Origin of the sequence: Clostridium isatidis (assembly GCF_002285495.1) — a bacterium.
Classification (GTDB): Bacteria; Bacillota; Clostridia; order Clostridiales; family Clostridiaceae; genus Clostridium; species Clostridium isatidis.
In genome coordinates, this window is the sequence record NZ_CP016786.1 from 129,482 (window position 1) to 150,000 (window position 20,519).

Genomic DNA, 20,519 nt, shown 5'->3' on the forward strand with positions numbered 1-20,519 from the left:
CCCTTTTAAATATATAAATATTAACATTTTTAGAATTCTGCAGTTCCTGTAGTTCTTGGGAATGGAATTACATCTCTTATATTAGTCATACCAGTAATGTACATTATAAGTCTTTCAAAACCTAAACCAAAGCCAGAGTGTTTAGTTTCTCCGTATTTTCTAAGTTCTAAGTACCACAGTAGTCTTCTTCCTTTAGACCTAGTTCAGCCATTCTGCTCTTTAATACATCTAATCTTTCTTCTCTTTGGCTTCCACCGATAAGTTCTCCTATTCCTGGAACTAGAAGGTCAGTTGCTGCAACTGTTTTTCCGTCATCATTAAGTCTCATATAGAAGGCCTTAATATCCTTTGGATAGTCAGTTACGAATACTGGTTTTTTAAAGTGTTCTTCTGTTAAATATCTTTCATGTTCAGTTTGAAGATCTACTCCCATTCAACTGGATATTCAAATTTTTTATCTGCATTCTTTAATATTTCAATAGCTTCTGTGTAAGTAACACGACCAAAATCTGAATTTATAACATGGTTTAATCTGTCAAGAATTCCCTTGTCAATAAATTGGTTAAAGAAAGCCATTTCTTCTGGACATTCAGATAAAACATATTCCAATACATATTTAAGCATATCTTCTGCAAGTTCCATATCATCTTCTAAATCAGCAAAAGCTATTTCTGGTTCTACCATCCAGAATTCAGCGGCATGTCTTGCAGTGTTTGAATTTTCTGCTCTAAATGTTGGTCCAAAGGTATATATATTTCTAAAGGCTAATGCATAGCATTCTCCATTTAATTGGCCTGATACTGTAAGGTTCGCTTCCTTTCCAAAGAAGTCTTCCTTAAAGTCTATCTTTCCATCTTCAGTTTTTGGTACATTATGAAGGTCTAAAGTTGTAACCCTAAACATTTCTCCAGCACCTTCAGCATCACTTCCAGTTATTATTGGAGTGTTAGTGTAAACAAATCCTCTTTCTTGGAAGAACTTGTGTATAGCATAAGCTGCTACTGAACGTACTCTAAATACTGCTGAAAAGGCATTACTTCTAGGTCTTAAATGAGCTATTGTTCTTAAGTATTCAAAAGTATGTCTTTTCTTTTGAAGAGGATAATCTGAACTAGACATACCTTCAACGATTACTTCTTTAGCTTGAATCTCAAAAGGCTGCTTAGCTTGAGGTGTAGCAACTAAAGTACCTATAACAGATATTGATGAGCTTATAGGTAGTTTTGAAATTTGCGCAAAGTTTGGAAGTTCATTAGAAATAACAACTTGAATGTTCTTGAAAAAGCTTCCGTCATTAACTTCAATAAATCCAAAGGCATTTGAAGCTCTTAAAGTTCTTATCCATCCAGAAATCTTTACTTCTTTATCTAAATATTCATCTTGCTTTCTATAAAGTGATTTAACTAAAACAACTTTATTCATGATAATTTCCTCCTAATAATATTATTATCAATAATATAATAAAAAAACCTTTCATCCCATAAATAAGGGACGAAAGGATAAATTTCGCGGTACCACCCAAATTGCTAAAAAATAGCCACTCTGCTGACATAATAATGCCATTCAAAAGATATCGGTTTGAAGCCGTCTAAGTCTACTTAAGTGATAAAATCACTTGTTCGGTTAGATGCTCAGAGATGTTCTTCACTAATTGCTTCGTATAAGGCTCACACCATCCCTTACTCGCTTAAACTACTTCAAATCAGCTACTCTTCTCGTCATCGCATTAATTATATTAATTTTATGGTATTAATTTTGATTTTACACCAATTTACTAACATTTGCAACTTAAAATCATATTATAGTTAAAGGAAATATTTTAGGGGGATTTTATGGGAAGGGAAGATTTTTTAGAAAGGAAGTTTATAGAATTAAATGAGTTAAAATCAAGATTAATAACATATCCAGAAGATTATAAGGAAAACATAATTGAAGCTTTTAGAAAGGTCTGTAATCAGATTGAAATTTATTTGGAGGTTTCAACTTTTGAAAGATATAATAAAATGAATGAATTTATTAATTTAACAAGGGAAGAACTTAAATTATACGATGGAAAAGAGGAGAGACCAGCTTATATTGTAGTTGATGGAATAGTATATGATATAACAGAATCAGAAGAATGGAAACATGCAAAGTATTTGGGGGCAAGGGCTGGGAAGGATTATACAGACTTATTTAAAAGAGGAAAGGAAGAGTGTATGACTATGTTATCAAGTTTTAAAGTCATTGGTGTAATTAAGGAGAATATGAAATAAAAGTGGAGCTGAATTATTCAGTTCCACTTTCATAAGAAGCAACTAAAGAATTTGGGAAATTAAGCATTTTAGCATCCTTAACTATTTTTTGATAATCATATTCTAATTCTCTAAATTTAACATCTACATTTTTATTTTCATCAATATTAAGTATTGCATAAGTTATATTAGGCCTGCCTATTTTAGGTTTACCAACACTGCCAGGATTAATAAAAAGTTTATTATTAAACTTTTTATAAGAAGGTATGTGAGTATGTCCGCAAACAAGAATATCTTCTTTTAAGTTTTCCATAATATTTTTAGTATTTTCTTTATCCTCATATAGATATTCATTTATTGTATTTGGACTTCCATGAGTAAATTTAATTTTAACTCCATTTATATCGTAGTCTAAGAATGTTGGTAAAGAGGATAGATAATATTTATTTGAAGTTCTAACTTCATTAGAAGCCCATGGAAGAGCAAAGGAATTAACACTATTATTTCTTATAAAGGTGAAATCACCATCAACTACGGAGGCATCATAGTTTCCTTTTAAACAAGGGATATCTCTTCTTTTTATTAAGGCTATAACTTCATTAGGATGAGGTCCATATCCAACTAAATCTCCAAGACAAATAGTTAAATCTACTTTTTGCAAATCTATATCCTCAAAGGTTTTCATTAGTGCATAAATATTTCCATGTATATCTGAAATTACTGCAATTTTCATAGATTGTCCTCCTAAAAATTTCTAATTAAGATTATACCATTTTAGTTATTTTATATAAATAATTTTATATTACAAAATAGATATTATTTTTATGATGAGTTATATTAAATATATAAATAAATTTAGGAGGAAAAGGATGAAAGAAAATAGAATTAAAAGGCTTTTATGCTTAATGAAAGAACAAAATTTAGAGCAAATTATTGTAACTTCTTCACCAGACTTATTTTATCTAACTGGTAAATGGTTTTCTACAGGTGAAAGAATGATTGCTCTATATTTAAATATAGATGGAAATCATAGGTTTATAGTAAATAAGTTATTTCCGATATATGAAGATTTAGGACTAGATATTATTTGGTATTCAGATGAGGAAGATCCAATAAAGCTATTATCAACAGTTGTGGACAAAACTAAAGTTTTAGGTGTGGATAAAAGTTGGCCAGCACATTTTTTAATTAGATTAATGGATATTAAGGGAGCTAAAGCTTTTGTGAATTCTTCCTTGATTTTAGATAGACTAAGAATGATAAAAGATGAAGAAGAAATTGATTTAATGAGAAAATCTTCTGAAATAAATGATAAGGTAATGCTTGATTTATGGAATAATTTAAAGGAAGGGGAAACAGAAAGATATTATAGTAATCTTTTAAAGGAAATCTATGAAGGCTATGGAGTAAGCAAATTTTCCTTTGATCCAATAGTTGCAGTGTCACCAAATGGGGCAGATCCTCATCATGAATGTGATAATACTAAAATAACTAAAGGAAAGAGTATAGTTTTAGATATTGGTGGAGTTTATAATTACTATTGTTCAGATATGACAAGAACTGTATTTTTTGGGGAAGCTCCAAGCAAGAGACATGAGGAAATTTATAATATAGTAAAGGAAGCAAATTTAAGGGCTATAAGCAGAGTAAAGGAAGGGGTTAAGTTTTCAGATATAGATAAGGTTGCTAGAAGTTTTATCGAGGAAGCAGGTTATGGAGAATACTTTACCCATAGAACAGGACATAGTATTGGAATAGAAGATCATGATTTTGGTGATGTTAGTTCTGTAAATCATGAGGAAGTTAAAGCAGGAATGATATTTTCTATTGAACCTGGAATTTACTTAAAAGATGATATTGGAGTTAGAATAGAAGATTTAGTACTTGTTACTAAGGACGGATGTGAGCTTTTAAATAAGGTTAGTAAGGAAATAACAATAATTAAGTAAAAAGTAATAGGTAATAAGAAAGAATGCTTTAGAAGCTGAAGGTTAGATTTTTACTAACTTTCAGCTTTATTGTATTTTGAATACCACAGGTTTTACCTGTGGTTCTAAAAGGCTTTTAGATATGAGTAGAAAAATAATACCTCCATTATAAAAGTACTATGTTTGCCGACCAGAATTAAATATAAAGACCAGCTATTAAATGTCAATAGATAATTTAATTTATTTTACCTTTGGAATTATAGAATTTCTGTCAGAACCTGTAAAGGGGAAAAACATCCTTGACAGAACCTGCCATAAATTCTTATGTGAAAATAGGCAAAACAAATAAGCCTAAATTAGAGGCAAAGAAATTTAGGCTAGGATTAAACTTAGCTTAAGAAATACCTTATATATGAGGTACGTAGGGCTTGTTATCACGTAATACAGCGAATATAATGTTGCACATCTTTCTAGCAACTGCACCTACAGCTGTTAAATGATGTTTTCCACGTGATTTAAGTGACTGATAATATACAGATAATGCTGGATCTTTAAAAGCTGCAACAGTAGCAGCTAACCAAATTGCTCTACGAAGATATGGAGAACCACGTTTTGAAATTTTAGTTTGAGTTCCAATGAAATCTCCATATTGTTTTACAGCGACATCAAGTCCTGCATAAGCAACCAGTTGCGGAGCTGATTCAAAACGAGAAATATCACCAATTTCTCCAATGATTATGGCTCAAAGAACATCACCAATACCTGTAATCGTAGTGATTACTGAATTGGTCCTATGAAGCAAGGTTGAAATTTCAATTTCTAGTTCCTCAAGTTGATCTTCGATAAAGTTAATTTGAGCAATAATTTGTTTAATTTGAAATGCAAAGGCATTCTTTGCAAAACTTACTCCAAATGTATTAGAGGCAGACTCTTGTATTTCATTAGCTTTTGAAATACCAAATCGACCTTTACTTGCTTTTGATAAAAGCTCAACAAGAGTGTCTGTATCTATGGACAACATGTCCTCAGGAGTAGGATATTTAGATAGAATCTCTCTCGAGGTAACTCCAAAAGTATCTGAAAAAAGCTTGGAGTACTCAAGCAAAGAAACTAATTTAGCACAACCTGCTTGAGAGTTTGAAAAGGAAATACTTTTATCAAGAAGCTTACCAGTAGAATTAATAATAGAAGCTTCGTGGTTTTTCTTAGCAATATCAATACCAACATAAAACATAAAATCACCAGCTTTTAAAATATTAACAGATAAAGTCTAGAACCTCTTTACTTTACACAATACAACCTCGTTAGATATTCAGTAACTAGGTACTATCCAGCTCATTCGCATATGGATGTAAAGAAGAGGCGTAACCCTTCATTAGGAAGACTAGGCTTCAAGGAGGTGAACTACGACCTCTATCTGTACAAATATTATCTCATAAGACTTATGAGATAGAAAAGAAAATATAGTTTTTAAACTATGACTTTATTATACGAGGAGGAAACCGATAACCACACTATCATGCGAGAATTAAATCTCAATAATTATAACATATTTTTAGCTAAAGCTTCTGGACTAGGGAGAAACCCTATTTCAGCTTTAAGATATAAGCTTTAAGAAATGAAAGATTTATTAAGTATATTATACGAGGGAGGAAGTTAAGGATGGCAAGAAACATTACAGTTATACCTGCAAGAGCAAACAGGAGCAATCTGGCAGAGCAGATATAGCCGCAGAAAAAGAGAATGGCGGCCTATTGCAGAGTATCAACAGACCAATTAGAACAGTTATCAAGCTATGAAGCACAGGTAGCTTATTATACATCCTATATAACAAATCATCCAGATTATGAATTCGGAGGAATTTATGCAGATGAGGGGATTTCAGGAACAAACACTAAAAAGAGAGAACAGTTCAATAAAATGATAGAAGACTGCAAAGCAGGGAAAATAGATATGATTATAACCAAGTCTATATCAAGGTTTGCAAGAAATACACTTGATACTTTAAACTACGTAAGACAGCTTAAGGAATTAGGCATTGGAGTAATATTTGAAAAGGAGAATATAAATACATTAGATTCAAAGGGAGAAGTTTTATTAACAATTTTAAGTTCTCTAGCCCAAGATGAGTCAAGAAGTATAAGTGAAAACTCCACATGGGGCATTAGAAGAAGGTTTGAACAGGGGAAACTTCATATAAATCATACTAAATTTTTAGGCTATGATAAAGATAAAGAAGGAAACCTTGTTATAAATGAAAAGCAGGCTAAAATTGTGAGAAGAATTTATAAAGATTACCTTGATGGTAAAGGTCCAAATAGAATTGCAAGAGAACTTGAAGAAGAAGGTGTTCCTAACTGGAATGGGAAACCTAAGTGGTATGAAAGCAGTATAAGAAAGATACTCAGTAATGAAAAATATAAGGGAGATGCACTACTGCAAAAAACTTATACAGTTGATTTTTTAACCAAAAAAAGAGCAGTAAATAACGGTGAAGTTCCAATGTATTATGTAGAAGAAAGCCATCCTGCAATTATAGACAAAGAAATGCATACTGCAGTACAGCTTGAAATGGAGAGAAGAAGAGCTTTTGCAGAAAAATATAACATTAGTAAGCTTGATTATGCCACAGTTGATAATCCTTTTGCAGGAAGAGTTATCTGTGGACACTGCGGCAGTGCCTTTGGAAGAAAGGTGTGGAATTCTACTGATGAAAGGTTAAGAAGAGTGGTTTGGAGATGTAATAAAAAATATGAAGTAAAGGGAAAAAAGAGCTGTGAAAATAAGCATATAGATGATAAGATTTTGTATTATGCGTTTATAAATACGTTTAATGTGATGGTAGAGAATAAGGAATATTTTATTAATAAGTGGGAGAAAGAACTAAATAGTGAGAATGTATTGGTAAGATATAAAGCAAAGCAGTTTATGGTGATTTTAGCTGATGAAGATAAGTTAGAGGATTTTGATGTGATTATGTTTTTTAGGATTACTGAGAAAATAACGGTGTTTGATGGGCAGAAGATATTAGTTAGTTTGCTTGATGGGACGGAGATTGAGGTTGTAATTGAATAAGGGATAATTTGCAACCAGCTGAAGATGGTGGAGCAATTCTTACTATATTTCTTATTTAAAATAATAGCATGGTATTAAATAACTTTTTGTCATTCTGTGTCGTAAAATTTTACCAAAGAAATTATTGATATTTTTGTTATGGGGGGGGTAAAATTACAAATGTAGACAAGTTGTCTACATAAAAAAGAATAAAAATCAAAGGGTAGCTGTCTTAGATATATAAAAAACTTTGACATTACCTTTTTAGAAAGGGGGGAGTAATAATGATATATCAAGTTGAAATTATTGAAGAAATAAAATCAGAAGACCTAGATATGGTTTGGATGGAGTAGAGTTCAAAGAAATAACCGAAATAATTATATTTCGGTTATCTTAATATTATTGTGCGAGGGATTAAAGTTATGATTAAGGAATTTATTAGCAACAAAAATTTTAACAACTATTATTTTGGTAGAAATATTAGCAATATAGGTGATATTTTTCACGATGTTGCTCTCACAATTATAGTTTCTTCTTATACCAATTCAATTTTTATTTCGGGTGTGCTTGTATCTATAAATGCTATCGTGAGAGTATTAAGTTCTTTATTTTTAATTAAGATTATAGATAAACTTAATCCCAAAAAATCTATGATAAAATTGAACATGCTGTATGGATTTTTTGTTCTGATATTATTTTTACTTATAGTTTTCAAATTCAACTATTTTTATTTATTCATATTTGAGATTATTTTTAGTTTTATTTTTTCTATATATAAAATAGTAAGGGAAAAGATTTTAAAATCAATATTACCATCAAGTAATAAATCAAAATATATGTCATTTATTTACACTTCTGAAAATACTTTGAGCGTATTAGTACCAATAATATCAGTGCTTTTGCTAAAGTTCATAAGTTTAAGATACTTTATATTAATTAATTCCATATCATTTTTTGTATCTGCTTATTATACTACTCGTATAGTAATTGATATGGGAAACCGTGGAAAAGTTAAAAATGAGAATACAAATTATGATTTTAAATATATAACTCAAATTTATCCTTATTTAATTCTGATATTTATTATAGCAGCAGTTATAACATTTATATCTTCTACTTCTAAAATTATAATTCTTCAGTTTATTAAAGAGTTTAATTTTGATTCTAAAAAAGTAGGAGTACTTCAATCAATATTTGCAGTAGGTTGTATACTGGGCTCTTTTATTCCAGGAATGTTTAAAGATAATAGCATAATTAAAAATCTAAAAAAATTTATTTTTATATGTATTGCCATTTTTATTCCATATATATTATATCAAAGCTTTTATACGTTTGTAATAGTAGATTTTTGTTACGGACTTATCTTTACTGCTATTAATGTATTCTTACAGGTTTATTATCAATCTACTATTAAAGAAGAACATTTTGGATTTATTAGAAGTATTCACACTATTGTGGTAGGCGCTATAATACCATTATCGATGTTTATAAGTGGTTATTTGCTTAATTTATGGACACTAAAAATATTATTTTTGATTTTCAGTGTTATAATTCTATCTTTATTAGTTGTATTTTACATTTTAGAAGTTTGTTATGAAGAGAACTATTTTGCAAAAGGAGAATGAAAATGTATAGTATTAAATTAGACACAGGGAAAATACTGCATATTGCTGAGAATTATGGATGGTACATTGATGGTAATCTAGCAGGTGATGAAGATAATAGCATTTATTCAAGTAAATTAGTTAGAGAATTAGACTGGTATAGCTATTTAAGAAACTACAATATTTATGTTTCTGCTAACTGTAATGGAAAATGTTTGTATTGTTACCAAGATGCTCAAGAGAAAAGAACTATTGAAAACTTATCTTTTGACGATATTAAAAATTATATAAATTATATTGAATCTATTAATGATGCAAGAACCCTTCCAAAGTCGATAGAATTATTTGGAGGAGAGCCGCTGCTAAGAAAAGATATTCACAAAATATTAGATTATATACTTGATAGAGGATATAGTGTTAAAATCGCAACAAATGGTACCTTACCGATAATACAATCTAAAGCCATGTTAAAATATATAAAAAATTCAAACATACATTTTAGAATAAGTCTAGATGGTCATACGCAAGAATTACATGAGAAGTATAGAACTAAAAATACATTTTATAAGATTATAGATAATATAAAATATTTAGTTGGGAATGGTGCAGAAATATCGCTAAAAACTATTGTAACTAACCATAATTTTAAATATTTAAAAGATATTTTACATTATTTTAAATATGATTTAGGAGTAAAGCTTTGGAATTATAATGCTCTTTATGTGTTAGATTCAACTATAAAAAATAATATAGAAAGTACAATAACTCATTATACTTTAGTTGAAGAATTAACTAAAGACGAATATAAAGAATATTGGGATATGTTTATTCAAACGCCATTAGCACAGATGTTAAAAAGTATTTATGTAAAAAAAATAAAAAAATATAGACGAACATATCTATTTTTAAATTATGATAAAAACTTGTATTTAAATGATCAGCTTATTTTTCCAGAATATAGTATTGGAAATTCTAGTTGTTTAGACTTTGAAAAAATGAAAATGTTAGTATCAGAAATAGAAATGAATAGAAAAAGTTGTGAAAATTGCTTTGCAAAGGATTATTGTTTTTTGGGTAACTATGGAGAATTATATAATATAGATAAAAGTTTAAGTACTGAATTTCCAACATGTGATCAACTAAGAAAAGCTGTAATACATATAATGTCATTAGAGGAAAAGGGACTCCATATTCTCAAAACAATATATAAGATTTCCTAATTATTACAGGAGGGTATTATGGATAATTTATTTATTAATGTTGATAGAAATACATATAGATGGTCGGTGGACTATGAAAAACATAAATATAATTCAGGCATATTTAAGCCAAGGGTAAATATAGATGATTATTTACTAATACATTCATCTATTGCTATAACAAACAAATGTAACCTCAATTGCATCTATTGCTATAAAGAGGTTAATAAAAAAACAGAAATACACGAAATACCAAAAGAAGAGATATTTAATTACATTAACCTGTTAACAAATATGGATAACTATAAATTAAAAACAATTCAGTTAATTGGTGGAGAGCCTTTAATTCATTCAGAGATTATAGAGATAATCGATTTTTTGTTATCCAAAGGCATCCAAGTAAGAATATCTACTAACGGCATGAGTGATATAATAAAGAAACCTGAATTTAAGCACATATTAAATGACACAAAGGTAGAATTTAGAGTAAGTTTAGATAGTCATATCGAAAGTATACATGATTCTTTTAGAGGAAAAGGAACTTTTAAAAAGCTGATAGGAAATATAGAATATTTATGTCAACATAAATGCCGATTATCAGTTAAATCTGTTATTACCAAGAGTAATATAAAAGACCTAAAACCTATGCTTTATTTTTTAAAGGAAAGAAATATAAGTAATTTTGCTTATAGTGCATTATATAATTTAGGCAGTGCTGAAGATAAATTTTATAGTGAAAATTATATATCAAATAGTGATATTCTATTGGAAATATTGAACATATTAGAAGAAGATCCAAGTTTGGCAAAGTTATTGAGACCCAATATATTACGCCATGTATTAGACAGTCTATTTATAAAAAATCCATATATATTATCTAAGATGTATCTGTATGTAAATTATGACGGAAATATATATCCACAAGATCAGCTAATTTACGATAAATTTTGCTTAGGGAATATTTATAAACTAAATAATGATATATTTGGAGATATTGTTAGCAGGTTTAAAGATATTAAATTAAGATATGAAATAAATAGGAAAGAGTGTCTTGAATGTGACTTTTACCCATTTTGTGTTAAAGGTAACTATGGTGAGCTATATAAAAAGGATGAGAAATTACTGGAGTGCTTTCCAAATTGTGATGATTTAAAAAAATTTATATCTATATTAATGAAAAATGGAAGCAATTCAAGAAATATATTATTAAAGATGCATAATATTTCATAATAGTATATGTAGTGTTTTATTCTAGTTGTAACAATAGTTTACTTACATAATTTTAGATTAGTTGTAATTGATTTTCTACTAATTTGAAAAACGTTTGTTCAAAATCTTCAGAAAGTCTTATTGAATGCTTAGGAAAGTATAAAATTTTCGCAACCTGAAAGCTAGATTTTATCTAGCTTTCAGGCGTTTTATATGTAAGCGTCAAAGTTTTAGTACCTTTAATATCTTCAAAAATAGCATTAAAATATCGTAGTAAGGCAAGATTGTGCTTTACTAGGATTAATTAATTTATTTTTTATCTTTAATTTTCATATTTTCAGGAATCTTATCTGACCAAAGCATAAGATGCATTAAACTTTCCCTATCGGATATATCTATCTTAGATAGATTATCAAATAGATAAACTAAATACCTTTCTACGACTAATTTATTAGCCTTGGCAGTTTCAATAATGCTGTAAATATTGTTACTTGCAGTTGCGCCCTTAGCAGTATTTGCAAAAAGGAAGTTCTTACGACCTATAACGAAAGGTTTAATAGCTCTTTCGGCTGCATTATTGTCTACCTCTAAAGAACCATCTAGTAGTACATTCTTTAATCCTGGTAAATGTTTTTTAGCATAATCAAGTGCTTTACCCAACGGATTTCTTGGAAGAGCATTAATTATTTCTCTTTCAACATAGTCAATAAAGTTATCTTTAATGGGAGACAGTTTTTCTGCTCTTAATATCACGCACATCTATGAAGGTGAAATTCTTGTAATATATGTTTGTTTTTTTAGGGGGGGTTCACCTTTTCGCAAAATAACTAATTCTGCGTATTATTATCATCTTTCTATCAAAACACACGTGGAGTGCGTTGCGTTGATAGAGAAGAAATAGCTTGAAATCAAAGGCTTGGGGCAATTTGCCCCTTTTTTTCACTCTATAGGAAATTATATATTTAAGAAATTGTGGATAAGTTCGATAAATTACCTATAGGAGTATTAAATTGGGTGATTATTTCTATGAGTAAGATAACTATTAAAAGTATACTTGAAGATAAATTTGAAGAATTTTAGGAAAAACTTTCGTATAGGCTACCTAAAGATATGCGAGAGCATATCTTTAATGTGGTTCAAAAGTCTCTTCATTGTGGGGATATTAGCAAGGGATATGCTGAATACATGTGTATGGAGTGCGGTGAAAGTGTCAAGGTAGGATTCACTTGCAAGAGTAAGTTTTGTGTAAAGTGTGGGAGATTGTATACATTAAAGTGGGTAGATAAGCAGCAAGAGAATATGTTAAATGTAGCACACAGGCACAGTGTCTTTACTATCCCAGAAGAATTGAGAAATTATTTTTTTAAAAATAGAGATATGCTTAAAGACTTGATGGACGGAGTTTATCAAGTAATAGACTATTGGTATAAAACTCATAAGGGAAAAAGCTATGAAGTAGGAGTAATTACTGTTATACATACATTTGGAAGAGACTTAAAATGGAATCCTCATGTTCATGCTCTTGTAACCGAAGGTGCGATTAATAATAAGTATAAGTGGTGGAAACCAGTAGAATATGTTCCTTATGAATATCTTAGAAAGTCATGGCAAAAAACACTTCTTGATATCATAAAAAAGTATTTTAAGGATTGGAAAACTAAAAAGCTAATAAGTGTTTTGTATAGAAAATATAAAGATGGATTTTACGTTAATGCTGATAGAGCGATAACAGATATGAGAAAGGCTACTAAATACATAGGCAGATATCTTGCGAGAGCTGCGATAGCAGAGTATAGAATTGAAAGCTATGATGGAGAGAGTGTAACCTTTTGGTACGAAGACCATGATAGTGGTGAGCATATAAAGGTTACATTAGATGTATTAACATTTATCGGAAAATTGGTACAGCAGATACATAAAAAAGGTTTTAAGTGTGTTAGAAGGTATGGTCTATATTCCAGAAAGAAAAATGCCTTAGCAAAGGAAATAATACATCTGTATAGATTTGTAAAGCAGTTAAAAATTTCTGATATCTTAAATAGGAAAAATAAACAAGAAAAAAAGAGCTGGAAACAGAGAATAATAGAGACTTTCAATAGAAATCCGTTAGAATGCAGAAAGTGTAAAAGAGAGATGGAATTATGGAAAATCTGGCATGATGACTATGGTTTGATATATGATATAAGGGAATCGAACTATAAGGAGGTTAAGTCAGATGGATCCAATAGACGAATATTATTACGAACTAAATCCAATAGAGAAAGAACTTATGTACAAATATCGAGCAAGGGATATGCTGAATACATGTGTATGGAGTGCGGATAGAGAAAGAACTTATGTACAAATATCGATGCCTCAAGTGCGGTTACGAAGAATGGGCACCAGCATTTGTGGTAGATGAGATTGGCTACATGGACGAGGTTCTTCAGGATGATAGTGAGTGTAAAAAAAAGGGAATGCCTGTTTTGGTATGCCCTTGTTGTAATGCAGATTTTTATTTTACTGGTGACAGTGAAAAGCAATAGAGTGGCTATCGCCACTCTATTGAGAGTCCCCGTTAGGGGATTTTTTTAAAGATAAACCATAGTTAACGTAATAAGTTAAAACAAGTCCTAAAGTATAAGAAGATATCATGATGTTAGGCAGAGAAACCTTTGAAGTAACAGGGCTGTTCTTTGCTAGAGGAACAAAATCAAGGGTAAAATCTCTAAATATGTACCTTACTTTGTACTTACCAGGATTCTTCTTAAAATCTTCCTTCTCAGACTTAGTCATTAAATTAAGATTTTTCTGGTAGTATGAGCAGTTATCGTTCTTGCACTTATACACATAGAATTCTTTGCGAAGCTTGGCTTTAACAAGCGTTTTACCACAATGAGGGCATCTCAATACCACAGACTTTTGGTAGTAGTTTTTAGGATTAAAGGGTGTCTTACAAACTTTGCAAAGATATTGTCCTCTACCACCATTATTATCGTAGAGGTAAATGTGTGGAGCTCCACATTTTGGTCATATAACATCTTTTGGAATAGTAGGCTTATCTTTACGAGCCTTCACAGGTTCAAGTTCCTTACCATGCTTGTTCTTGTATTCATTAAGAAGAAGTTTATAATCAAGTTTTTCGGGAACTTCAAAGATAGGCAGCTCATCAACCTGAAGTTTCTGATATTCCTTCTTTACTGGTTCATCAGAAAGGTTCTTGAGCAGATTTTTACCGAGAAGTAAGGTTAGTAAATATTTTATAACATCAGTTAGAAAAATAAGATATTCAACAAGAATCAAATTAATCATGCTAGTAGCTTGCCTCCCTTTATGAGTGCTGTGTTTTTCTGTTAACAACTATAAAATACCGTAACTTTTGGGGGGTAGCAAGTTATTTATATAAAAATCAAGTAAAATCAAAGGGTTTCTGTCTTAGAGATATAAAAAACTTTGACAGTACCGAGAGGTAATAGGAGGTGTACTTTATGTATGAGTATAAATTTGTAAAAATTGATTTAAAGGGTATTCTCCCGCCAAAGAGTCCAGTTGAAGATTATCATAAGATTATTGAGGAAAATGCAATAGAGGGTTGGAGATTAGTCCAAATATTTGCACCAGTAGTTTCTGCTGGACCATTTGCTGCATATTATGAATTAATTTTCGAGAAAGAAAAAATATAAGCTTAACTGTAATATATGGATTGAGGATAAGTGTAAAAAATTGATGGTTAGTAAGCTAGGAATATATTAGTTAAAATTACAGATATCAAAAATATGAGGATATCTGTTATGGAGAATAATAATAATGAAAGCTGTAGAAGATTTATAGAAGAATTTTTTTCAATGGAACAGCAATGAGTTTTTGTCTACATTTCATGCTATAACAGTAAATAATGAAGAAACTGCAAAAAATAACGAAAAAGCGTATAAAGAAAGTTTTATAATCAACTAATAGAATAGAGTATAGATAAGAACGAGAACTTGTACCCCTATGGAGAAGGGGGCGATATTTTTACGCAAAATCGATATTAATGCGTATTATTATCATCATTCTATCAAAACACATGTGGAGTGCGTCGTGAAGATAGAGAAGAAATAGCTTGAAATCAAAGGCTTGGGGCAATTTGCCCCTTTTTTTCATGTGTGTTTTATGTTTCCGTAGACTAAGGTTTTGAGGGGATTTGAACCCCCGGGGGCAATGGCATCAAGCTAAGAATACACAAATTGGAAATATATAAAAACTTAGCTCTATGCACAAAGAAGTGGAATAGTGCACTTAAATGCACCACTGAAAAAAGGGATGGTACTGCAAGGAGGCAGTCTTTTAGGAAGTATTTCAACCACTGATGAAGATATAATTGTAGAAGCACTTATTCCAAGTAGTGATAGACCAAGAATACATGAAAATGATGAGGTATCACTGGCAGTAGGAGGATTAAACCAGGCTGAATACGGCACATTGAAGGGACAAGTTATTGCTATAGATGAAGATGCAACTATAGATAATGAAAAAGGAAATGTATTTTTTAAAGTTAAGATAAAACCAGAAAGGAATTACTTAACAGATAAAAAAGGTGAGAAGGTTAATCTAACCTTAGGTATGGTAACAGAAACTAGAGTAAAGTATGAAAAGATAACCTATATGAAATATTTTATGGAACAAATAGGAATTAAGTTCGATTAATTAGTAGTTAAAGGCAGCTGCAGATGCCTTTAATATATACATTTATGTAAAAAAATGATAAAATGAGAGGAGAATTAAAAAAATGAGTGCATTTGTATTAAACAGAAAGTATGAACTTCAATTGCCAGACAGCTTTGTGGATATTGACAGAGAAGAGATGGAGTATGTTGATGGGGGATTCGCATTACCAGAATGGTTTGTTGCAGGTGTGATAAATCTAGCAGTATCAGCTTTGGTAGGTGGTTCACTTACTGCTGCAAGAGGGTTCTTTACTAACCTAGCAAAAAAATATGGCAGAGAAGCAGCAGCTACTATATTTAGTAGTCAATTAAAGAAGAAGTTATTAGCAAAAGGAATTGCGGCAACAACTGCTTCGTGGTTATGTGGAGCTGCAGCAGCAGGTTTCACAGTTTTAACTTGGGCTATTGATCCAGGTGAAGCACTGGCTAATTATATTGATAGTCATGATACCTATGGGAATAATGGTTGGATTGGCTAAAGTATAATTTGTTCCCTAAATAGATATAGATAGAGATATATTAAAGTGTGTGCTTGATTTATATAAATATAATCTAGCAACAATTATTCAAGCACACATTTTAATAATTATAAGATAAATTAGATGATTGCAGAATTGCGTTTTATAAAAATGTGGATAACTTTTTAAAAATAATAAGTTTTTCGATGAACTTATGAGATTTTACAGTATGGAATAATAATCCAATTTATAATTTTAAAAAAGTTATTCACAAATCCACAGAAATTAAAACGAGTAATTATACCTTATTCGGAGGTTAGTGGAGGAGAATATGAAATATAGATTCTGTAATGTCAGTAAAATCAAGGGTTGTATCATTTTGCAACCGACTATATAAGAGAAATATAAAGGAGGAACATTCATGGAATATCTACCTCTCAAAGCAGGTAATCTTATTACTATATTGGTACCTATAAATCTAATTTTTAGTAAAATAATTGAGTTTATCAAACGTTATAAAAATAAAAAGGTAGAAAATGTTTTTAGAGTTTTTACTTTAGTTTTTGGTATTGGTTCGACCGCTATATTTTATATATTAGATTACAGTATGTATTTTTGCTTTACTTGGATAGGCTCTCTGTTAATAGGTCTTTTACAGTATAGTATTGTATATAGAAATGTCGAGAAAGAGTCTAATGAAGAAATAAATGAATTACAAAAATTATTTAGTTTTTTTAGTATAATACTTGGTATTTTTATTATTATAATTCCACATACCAAAATATTCAATTTAATAGGAGGAGGGATTGATTCGAAGGTAGATAGTATATCAAAAATAGTTTTTGCAATTTTGGGGATTTGTCATATTATATTAAATGAATATATACTTAGTAAAATACAAACCTGTTTATCAAAAAATTGTTGAAGAAATTTGTTTATTCTACACATTAATATTAATGCGAAGTTTTATGGTTGGGGAATGGGACGGTTAACATTTTGTCTGCTTAAAACGGATTGACTCCTTCGTTTTGAACAAAACCTGATAAATTCTTTAATTTTCTTAGAATTACACCCTTATTTCAATATTAGTCAGGTTTTCTCCAAAATGAAGGTTATAAAATTCATTTGGTGGACCTATGTCAATATTTTATACACAAAAACTCGGATTTACTATGCTGATTTTCTAGCCATATCCTCACATTGCTGAGGGGTAATATACCCAATGCTACTATGGATTCTCTTTCTGTTGTACCAGGATTCTATGTATTGAAAAATTGCCAGTCTTGCAGCATTAAAATCGTAGTAGGTTACTAGGTTAACCTCTTCCTTTTTTAGGGCAGAATGAAAAGACTCAATACAGGCATTGTCATAGGGATTTCCCTTGGAACTGAATGAGTGAATGAATTTAATTTCTGATATATATTCTGCAAATTTAGAGCTTGTATACTGCGATCCTAAATCACTGTGTAATATAACCTGCTTACCAGGCTTCTGACATTCATAAGCGTTCTTTACAGCTCTAATAGCTAAATCATTATCCATAACCTTATCAAAGGCGTAGCCTATGATTTTTCTACTATGAAGATCCATCACAGAAGCAAGGTAACACCATCCATCACGCAAAGTATGGATATATGTAATATCAGTAACCCATTTTTCATTTATTGTAGTTGTGGAAAAATCTCTTTTTAAGATGTTTTCCCTTTCTTCAACCTTGGTTTTAGATGAATAGGGCTTGTACTTCTTACAAATTATTGACTTTATCCCTAAGTCATTCATGAACCTTTGAACTCTCTTTAAACTTATGGATTCTCCCTGATTTATTAGTATTTTATGGATTTTAGGAGCTCCATAACGTTTTTTATTATCATTATATATTTTAAGAATTTCTTCTTTTAATCTTTTATTCTCAATACTTCTTTTACTTTCAACAGGGTTTTGGCTTTTGTAATAAGAGCTTCTTGAAACCTTAAGCAGTTTACACATTAGCTTAACATCATGTTTGTCCTTATTATCATCTATGAATTTAAAGATAGAATCTACTTTTTCGCGAATATGGCCATGGCTTTTTTTAGTATTTCATTTTCCTCTTCTAGCCTTGCTATCTTCTTTAACATGGCTTGATAGTCGGCTGTTGTCACGGTTTTGTCTTTATCAATTACTACTGGTTTGGCTTTGTTTAACCATGTCACCATTGTTGATTTTGGTATGCCATATTCCGAGCTAAATCTGCTAGCGGCTTTCCTGAATTATATAGCTCTACTATAGTATCTTTAAATTCTTTGGTGTAATGTTTTTGACCTCTTCCCATTGTAGACACTTCCTTTCACTTCTTATTTTAAATCGTTCGAATTTCTGTGTCTACAAAACTATACTAACACCACTATACTAACACCACTTTAGCAGAAGAAGCTGGCAAAAAGGGCTCCAAGCAAAGACTAGAAGAAATGGAAAAATTCATTAATGAACAATCCATCCTCCTTGAGGAGTATGATGAGCAACTAGTAAGGAGACTTATAGAGAAAATAACGGTCTATGATGATAAACTAACTATTGAATTTAAATCTGGTGTAGAAATTGATATAGAAAAATAAAACGAATTTGACCGCCGATTGAGGAGAAATACTTCTTGATGGGCGGTTCTTTTCTATTTATACTTGGGGATAATCTAATAAGTGAACTCGTTTCAGCAAGCTGAAACATCGGGGAATCAGATGGAGAGTCTACTCCACCTGATTAAAACCCACCTACGCTGCGCTTAGATGTGGCGGTCTTGACCGTAAAGCTAAAAGATAAACACACTTGAACAATTACTCATATGTTTTTATTGACAAACGGAGAATTGAGGTTTATAATATATATGAAAGCTTATTCAAGTGTTCAATTGAATGATAAAGAGGTGACATAAATATGGCAAAAAAAATTCAACCAATTGAAAGATGCGACTGTGATGTAATACATGAGGAAATTGTAAATAAAGTGCGAGAAAAAATGCCTCAAGAAGAAACTCTATATGATCTAGCAGAACTATTTAAAGTTTTTGGAGATTCAACAAGAATTAAGATACTCTGGGCATTAGATGAATCAGAGATGTGCGTTTGCGATATTGCATTCTTATTAAATATGACCCAATCAGCAATTTCACATCAGCTAAGAGTCTTAAAGCAGGCTGAACTAGTAAAGAGCAGAAGAGAAGGAAAGATTGTATTCTACTCTCTTGAAGATGAACATGTAAAGCAAATATTTGACCAGGGATTAATTCATATTTCAGAAGAAAGTAAGTAAAGGAGGGTCAGTAATGTTAAAGAAGGAAGTAATTTTAGAAGGTTTAGATTGCGCAAATTGTGCAGCTAAAATTGAAGATGAGGTTAATAAATTAAATGGAGTCAAAGCCTATATGAACTTCATGAACAAGACATTGACTTTAGAAATTGAATCAGAGCAAGAGTATAAGAATATATTACAGCAAGTTAAAACCATAGTGCACAAGCACGAACCGGATGTGGTAGTGAAAGAAAAATCCGTTAACAAGAGCAATAAAAAAGTATTAATACTTGAAGGACTTGGCTGCGCGAATTGTGCAGCTAAAATGGAAAAAGAAATAAGCGGTCTAGAAGGAGTTGAATTTGCTGCAGTAGATTTTGTTTCGAAGAAACTAACACTGGAAATAAGTCCGAAAGTCAACCGCTCTGAGTTAAATGAGAAGATTGAAGGCATAGTAAAGAAAATAGAGCCAGATGTAAAGGTCATTTTTGAGGAGAATAACTCCAAGACCAAAATAAACGAAAATAACGAAGAGGAAGAAGAAGGTGTCAACAAAAAAGAAATCATAAGACTTGTGGTCGGTGGAGCAATATTTGCCGTGGGAATCATCTTTAATTTCCAAAATTGGCTTGAGCTTACCTTGTTTATTATTAGTTATATCATAGTTGGTGGAGAGGTTGTCTTAAGAGCAATAAAAGGTATTGCCCGCGGTCAGGTATTCAGTGAGCATTTTTTGATGAGTATTGCTACCATTGGTGCTTTCTTCGTTGGAGAGTATCCAGAAGGTGTAGCAGTTATGCTGTTCTATCTGGTAGGTGAATTGTTTCAGGATATAGCTGTAGGTCACTCCAGAAAATCAATAAGTGCTTTGATGGATATTCGTC

The 20,519-nt window shown here is 30.8% G+C and carries 21 protein-coding genes, 2 pseudogenes and 1 other annotated feature (1 of these 24 cut by a window edge); of the genes and pseudogenes, 15 read left to right on the plus strand and 8 right to left on the minus strand.

Features of this window, described 5'->3' with window-relative positions; all coding sequences use genetic code 11:
• Nucleotides 1-29: 29 nt before the first annotated feature.
• A pseudogene (gene asnS / locus BEN51_RS00575) lies at nt 30-1,422 on the minus strand (asparagine--tRNA ligase).
• 62 nt (nt 1,423-1,484) lie between these two features.
• Nucleotides 1,485-1,731, minus strand: a binding site (T-box leader).
• A gap of 101 nt (nt 1,732-1,832) precedes the next feature.
• Between asnS and BEN51_RS00580 the strand changes: the two are divergent.
• Entirely contained in the window at nt 1,833-2,255 is a 423-nt protein-coding gene (locus tag BEN51_RS00580) for a cytochrome b5 domain-containing protein (RefSeq protein ID WP_119864189.1), read from the plus strand.
• Nucleotides 2,256-2,268: 13 nt separating this feature from the next.
• Here the strand turns inward: BEN51_RS00580 and BEN51_RS00585 are convergent, their stop codons facing one another.
• On the minus strand, nt 2,269-2,967 hold the full coding sequence (locus BEN51_RS00585) for a metallophosphoesterase family protein (RefSeq protein ID WP_119864190.1): 699 nt from the start codon (nt 2,965-2,967) through the stop codon (nt 2,269-2,271).
• Between the two features lie 136 nt (nt 2,968-3,103).
• Between BEN51_RS00585 and BEN51_RS00590 the strand changes: the two genes are divergently transcribed.
• Nucleotides 3,104-4,183: a M24 family metallopeptidase gene (locus tag BEN51_RS00590; RefSeq protein WP_119864191.1), complete on the plus strand. Its 1,080-nt coding sequence runs from the start codon at nt 3,104-3,106 to the stop codon at nt 4,181-4,183.
• A gap of 385 nt (nt 4,184-4,568) precedes the next feature.
• Here BEN51_RS00590 and BEN51_RS13965 read toward each other — a convergent pair whose 3' ends face one another.
• Both BEN51_RS13965 and BEN51_RS13970 read right to left on the minus strand, forming a co-directional pair.
• Nucleotides 4,569-4,901: a transposase gene (locus tag BEN51_RS13965; RefSeq protein ID WP_335621848.1), complete on the minus strand. Its 333-nt coding sequence runs from the start codon at nt 4,899-4,901 to the stop codon at nt 4,569-4,571.
• Nucleotides 4,902-4,904: 3 nt separating this feature from the next.
• Nucleotides 4,905-5,396 (minus strand): IS110 family transposase, encoded by a 492-nt coding sequence (locus tag BEN51_RS13970; RefSeq protein WP_236906229.1) that lies wholly within the window; start codon nt 5,394-5,396, stop codon nt 4,905-4,907.
• A 509-nt stretch (nt 5,397-5,905) separates the two neighbouring features.
• On the opposite strand from BEN51_RS13970, the gene BEN51_RS00605 reads away from it, so the two are divergent.
• The 4 genes from BEN51_RS00605 to BEN51_RS00620 all read left to right on the plus strand — a co-directional run bounded on the left by BEN51_RS00605 (nt 5,906) and on the right by BEN51_RS00620 (nt 11,249).
• Nucleotides 5,906-7,237: a recombinase family protein gene (locus BEN51_RS00605; protein WP_119864192.1), complete on the plus strand. Its 1,332-nt coding sequence runs from the start codon at nt 5,906-5,908 to the stop codon at nt 7,235-7,237.
• A gap of 401 nt (nt 7,238-7,638) precedes the next feature.
• Nucleotides 7,639-8,841, plus strand: a complete 1,203-nt coding sequence (locus BEN51_RS00610; RefSeq protein ID WP_119864193.1) for an MFS transporter — start codon at nt 7,639-7,641, stop codon at nt 8,839-8,841.
• 2 nt (nt 8,842-8,843) lie between these two features.
• Nucleotides 8,844-10,040 (plus strand): radical SAM protein, encoded by a 1,197-nt coding sequence (locus BEN51_RS00615; protein ID WP_164704058.1) that lies wholly within the window; start codon nt 8,844-8,846, stop codon nt 10,038-10,040.
• Nucleotides 10,041-10,058: 18 nt separating this feature from the next.
• Complete coding sequence (locus BEN51_RS00620) at nt 10,059-11,249, plus strand: radical SAM/SPASM domain-containing protein (RefSeq protein ID WP_119864195.1); 1,191 nt, start codon at nt 10,059-10,061, stop codon at nt 11,247-11,249.
• A gap of 288 nt (nt 11,250-11,537) precedes the next feature.
• Here the strand turns inward: BEN51_RS00620 and BEN51_RS00625 are convergent, their stop codons facing one another.
• Nucleotides 11,538-11,987 (minus strand): IS66 family transposase, encoded by a 450-nt coding sequence (locus BEN51_RS00625; RefSeq protein WP_119864196.1) that lies wholly within the window; start codon nt 11,985-11,987, stop codon nt 11,538-11,540.
• A gap of 351 nt (nt 11,988-12,338) precedes the next feature.
• Between BEN51_RS00625 and BEN51_RS00630 the strand changes: the two genes are divergently transcribed.
• Nucleotides 12,339-13,553, plus strand: a complete 1,215-nt coding sequence (locus BEN51_RS00630; RefSeq protein ID WP_119864197.1) for an IS91 family transposase — start codon at nt 12,339-12,341, stop codon at nt 13,551-13,553.
• Nucleotides 13,554-13,618: 65 nt separating this feature from the next.
• Nucleotides 13,619-13,753, plus strand: a complete 135-nt coding sequence (locus BEN51_RS14060) for a hypothetical protein (RefSeq protein WP_257789685.1) — start codon at nt 13,619-13,621, stop codon at nt 13,751-13,753.
• A 16-nt stretch (nt 13,754-13,769) separates the two neighbouring features.
• On the opposite strand, the gene BEN51_RS13710 is transcribed toward BEN51_RS14060, so the two are convergent.
• Together BEN51_RS13710 and BEN51_RS00640 are read right to left on the minus strand one after the other, a co-directional pair.
• Nucleotides 13,770-14,003 (minus strand): hypothetical protein, encoded by a 234-nt coding sequence (locus tag BEN51_RS13710; protein WP_123962148.1) that lies wholly within the window; start codon nt 14,001-14,003, stop codon nt 13,770-13,772.
• Nucleotides 14,004-14,237: 234 nt separating this feature from the next.
• Nucleotides 14,238-14,519, minus strand: coding sequence for a transposase (locus BEN51_RS00640; RefSeq protein ID WP_119864199.1), 282 nt, complete (start codon nt 14,517-14,519; stop codon nt 14,238-14,240).
• Between the two features lie 176 nt (nt 14,520-14,695).
• Here BEN51_RS00640 and BEN51_RS00645 point away from each other — a divergent pair, with 176 nt between their 5' ends.
• From BEN51_RS00645 to BEN51_RS00660, 4 genes are all read left to right on the plus strand, one after another.
• Complete coding sequence (locus tag BEN51_RS00645; RefSeq protein WP_119864200.1) at nt 14,696-14,890, plus strand: DUF4177 domain-containing protein; 195 nt, start codon at nt 14,696-14,698, stop codon at nt 14,888-14,890.
• A 619-nt stretch (nt 14,891-15,509) separates the two neighbouring features.
• Nucleotides 15,510-15,893, plus strand: a complete 384-nt coding sequence (locus BEN51_RS00650; protein WP_236906230.1) for a beta-barrel domain-containing protein — start codon at nt 15,510-15,512, stop codon at nt 15,891-15,893.
• Between the two features lie 82 nt (nt 15,894-15,975).
• Nucleotides 15,976-16,392, plus strand: coding sequence for a hypothetical protein (locus BEN51_RS00655; protein WP_119864202.1), 417 nt, complete (start codon nt 15,976-15,978; stop codon nt 16,390-16,392).
• A 400-nt stretch (nt 16,393-16,792) separates the two neighbouring features.
• A complete protein-coding gene (locus BEN51_RS00660; RefSeq protein WP_119864203.1) occupies nt 16,793-17,296 on the plus strand; it encodes a hypothetical protein in 504 nt (167 codons plus the stop codon).
• A 245-nt stretch (nt 17,297-17,541) separates the two neighbouring features.
• On the opposite strand, the pseudogene BEN51_RS00665 reads toward BEN51_RS00660, so the two are convergent.
• A pseudogene (locus BEN51_RS00665) lies at nt 17,542-18,682 on the minus strand (IS3 family transposase).
• Between the two features lie 136 nt (nt 18,683-18,818).
• Here BEN51_RS00665 and BEN51_RS00670 point away from each other — a divergent pair.
• The 3 genes from BEN51_RS00670 to BEN51_RS00680 form a co-directional block, all read left to right on the plus strand.
• Nucleotides 18,819-18,965, plus strand: coding sequence for an integrase (locus tag BEN51_RS00670; protein ID WP_206518792.1), 147 nt, complete (start codon nt 18,819-18,821; stop codon nt 18,963-18,965).
• A gap of 316 nt (nt 18,966-19,281) precedes the next feature.
• Nucleotides 19,282-19,656: an ArsR/SmtB family transcription factor gene (locus BEN51_RS00675; protein WP_005584884.1), complete on the plus strand. Its 375-nt coding sequence runs from the start codon at nt 19,282-19,284 to the stop codon at nt 19,654-19,656.
• A 13-nt stretch (nt 19,657-19,669) separates the two neighbouring features.
• Nucleotides 19,670-20,519, plus strand: the 5' portion of a protein-coding gene (locus tag BEN51_RS00680) for a heavy metal translocating P-type ATPase (protein ID WP_119864204.1). It continues 1,511 nt past the right edge of the window; the window shows 850 of its 2,361 coding nt (coding positions 1-850); the start codon lies at nt 19,670-19,672; its stop codon lies beyond the right edge, outside the window.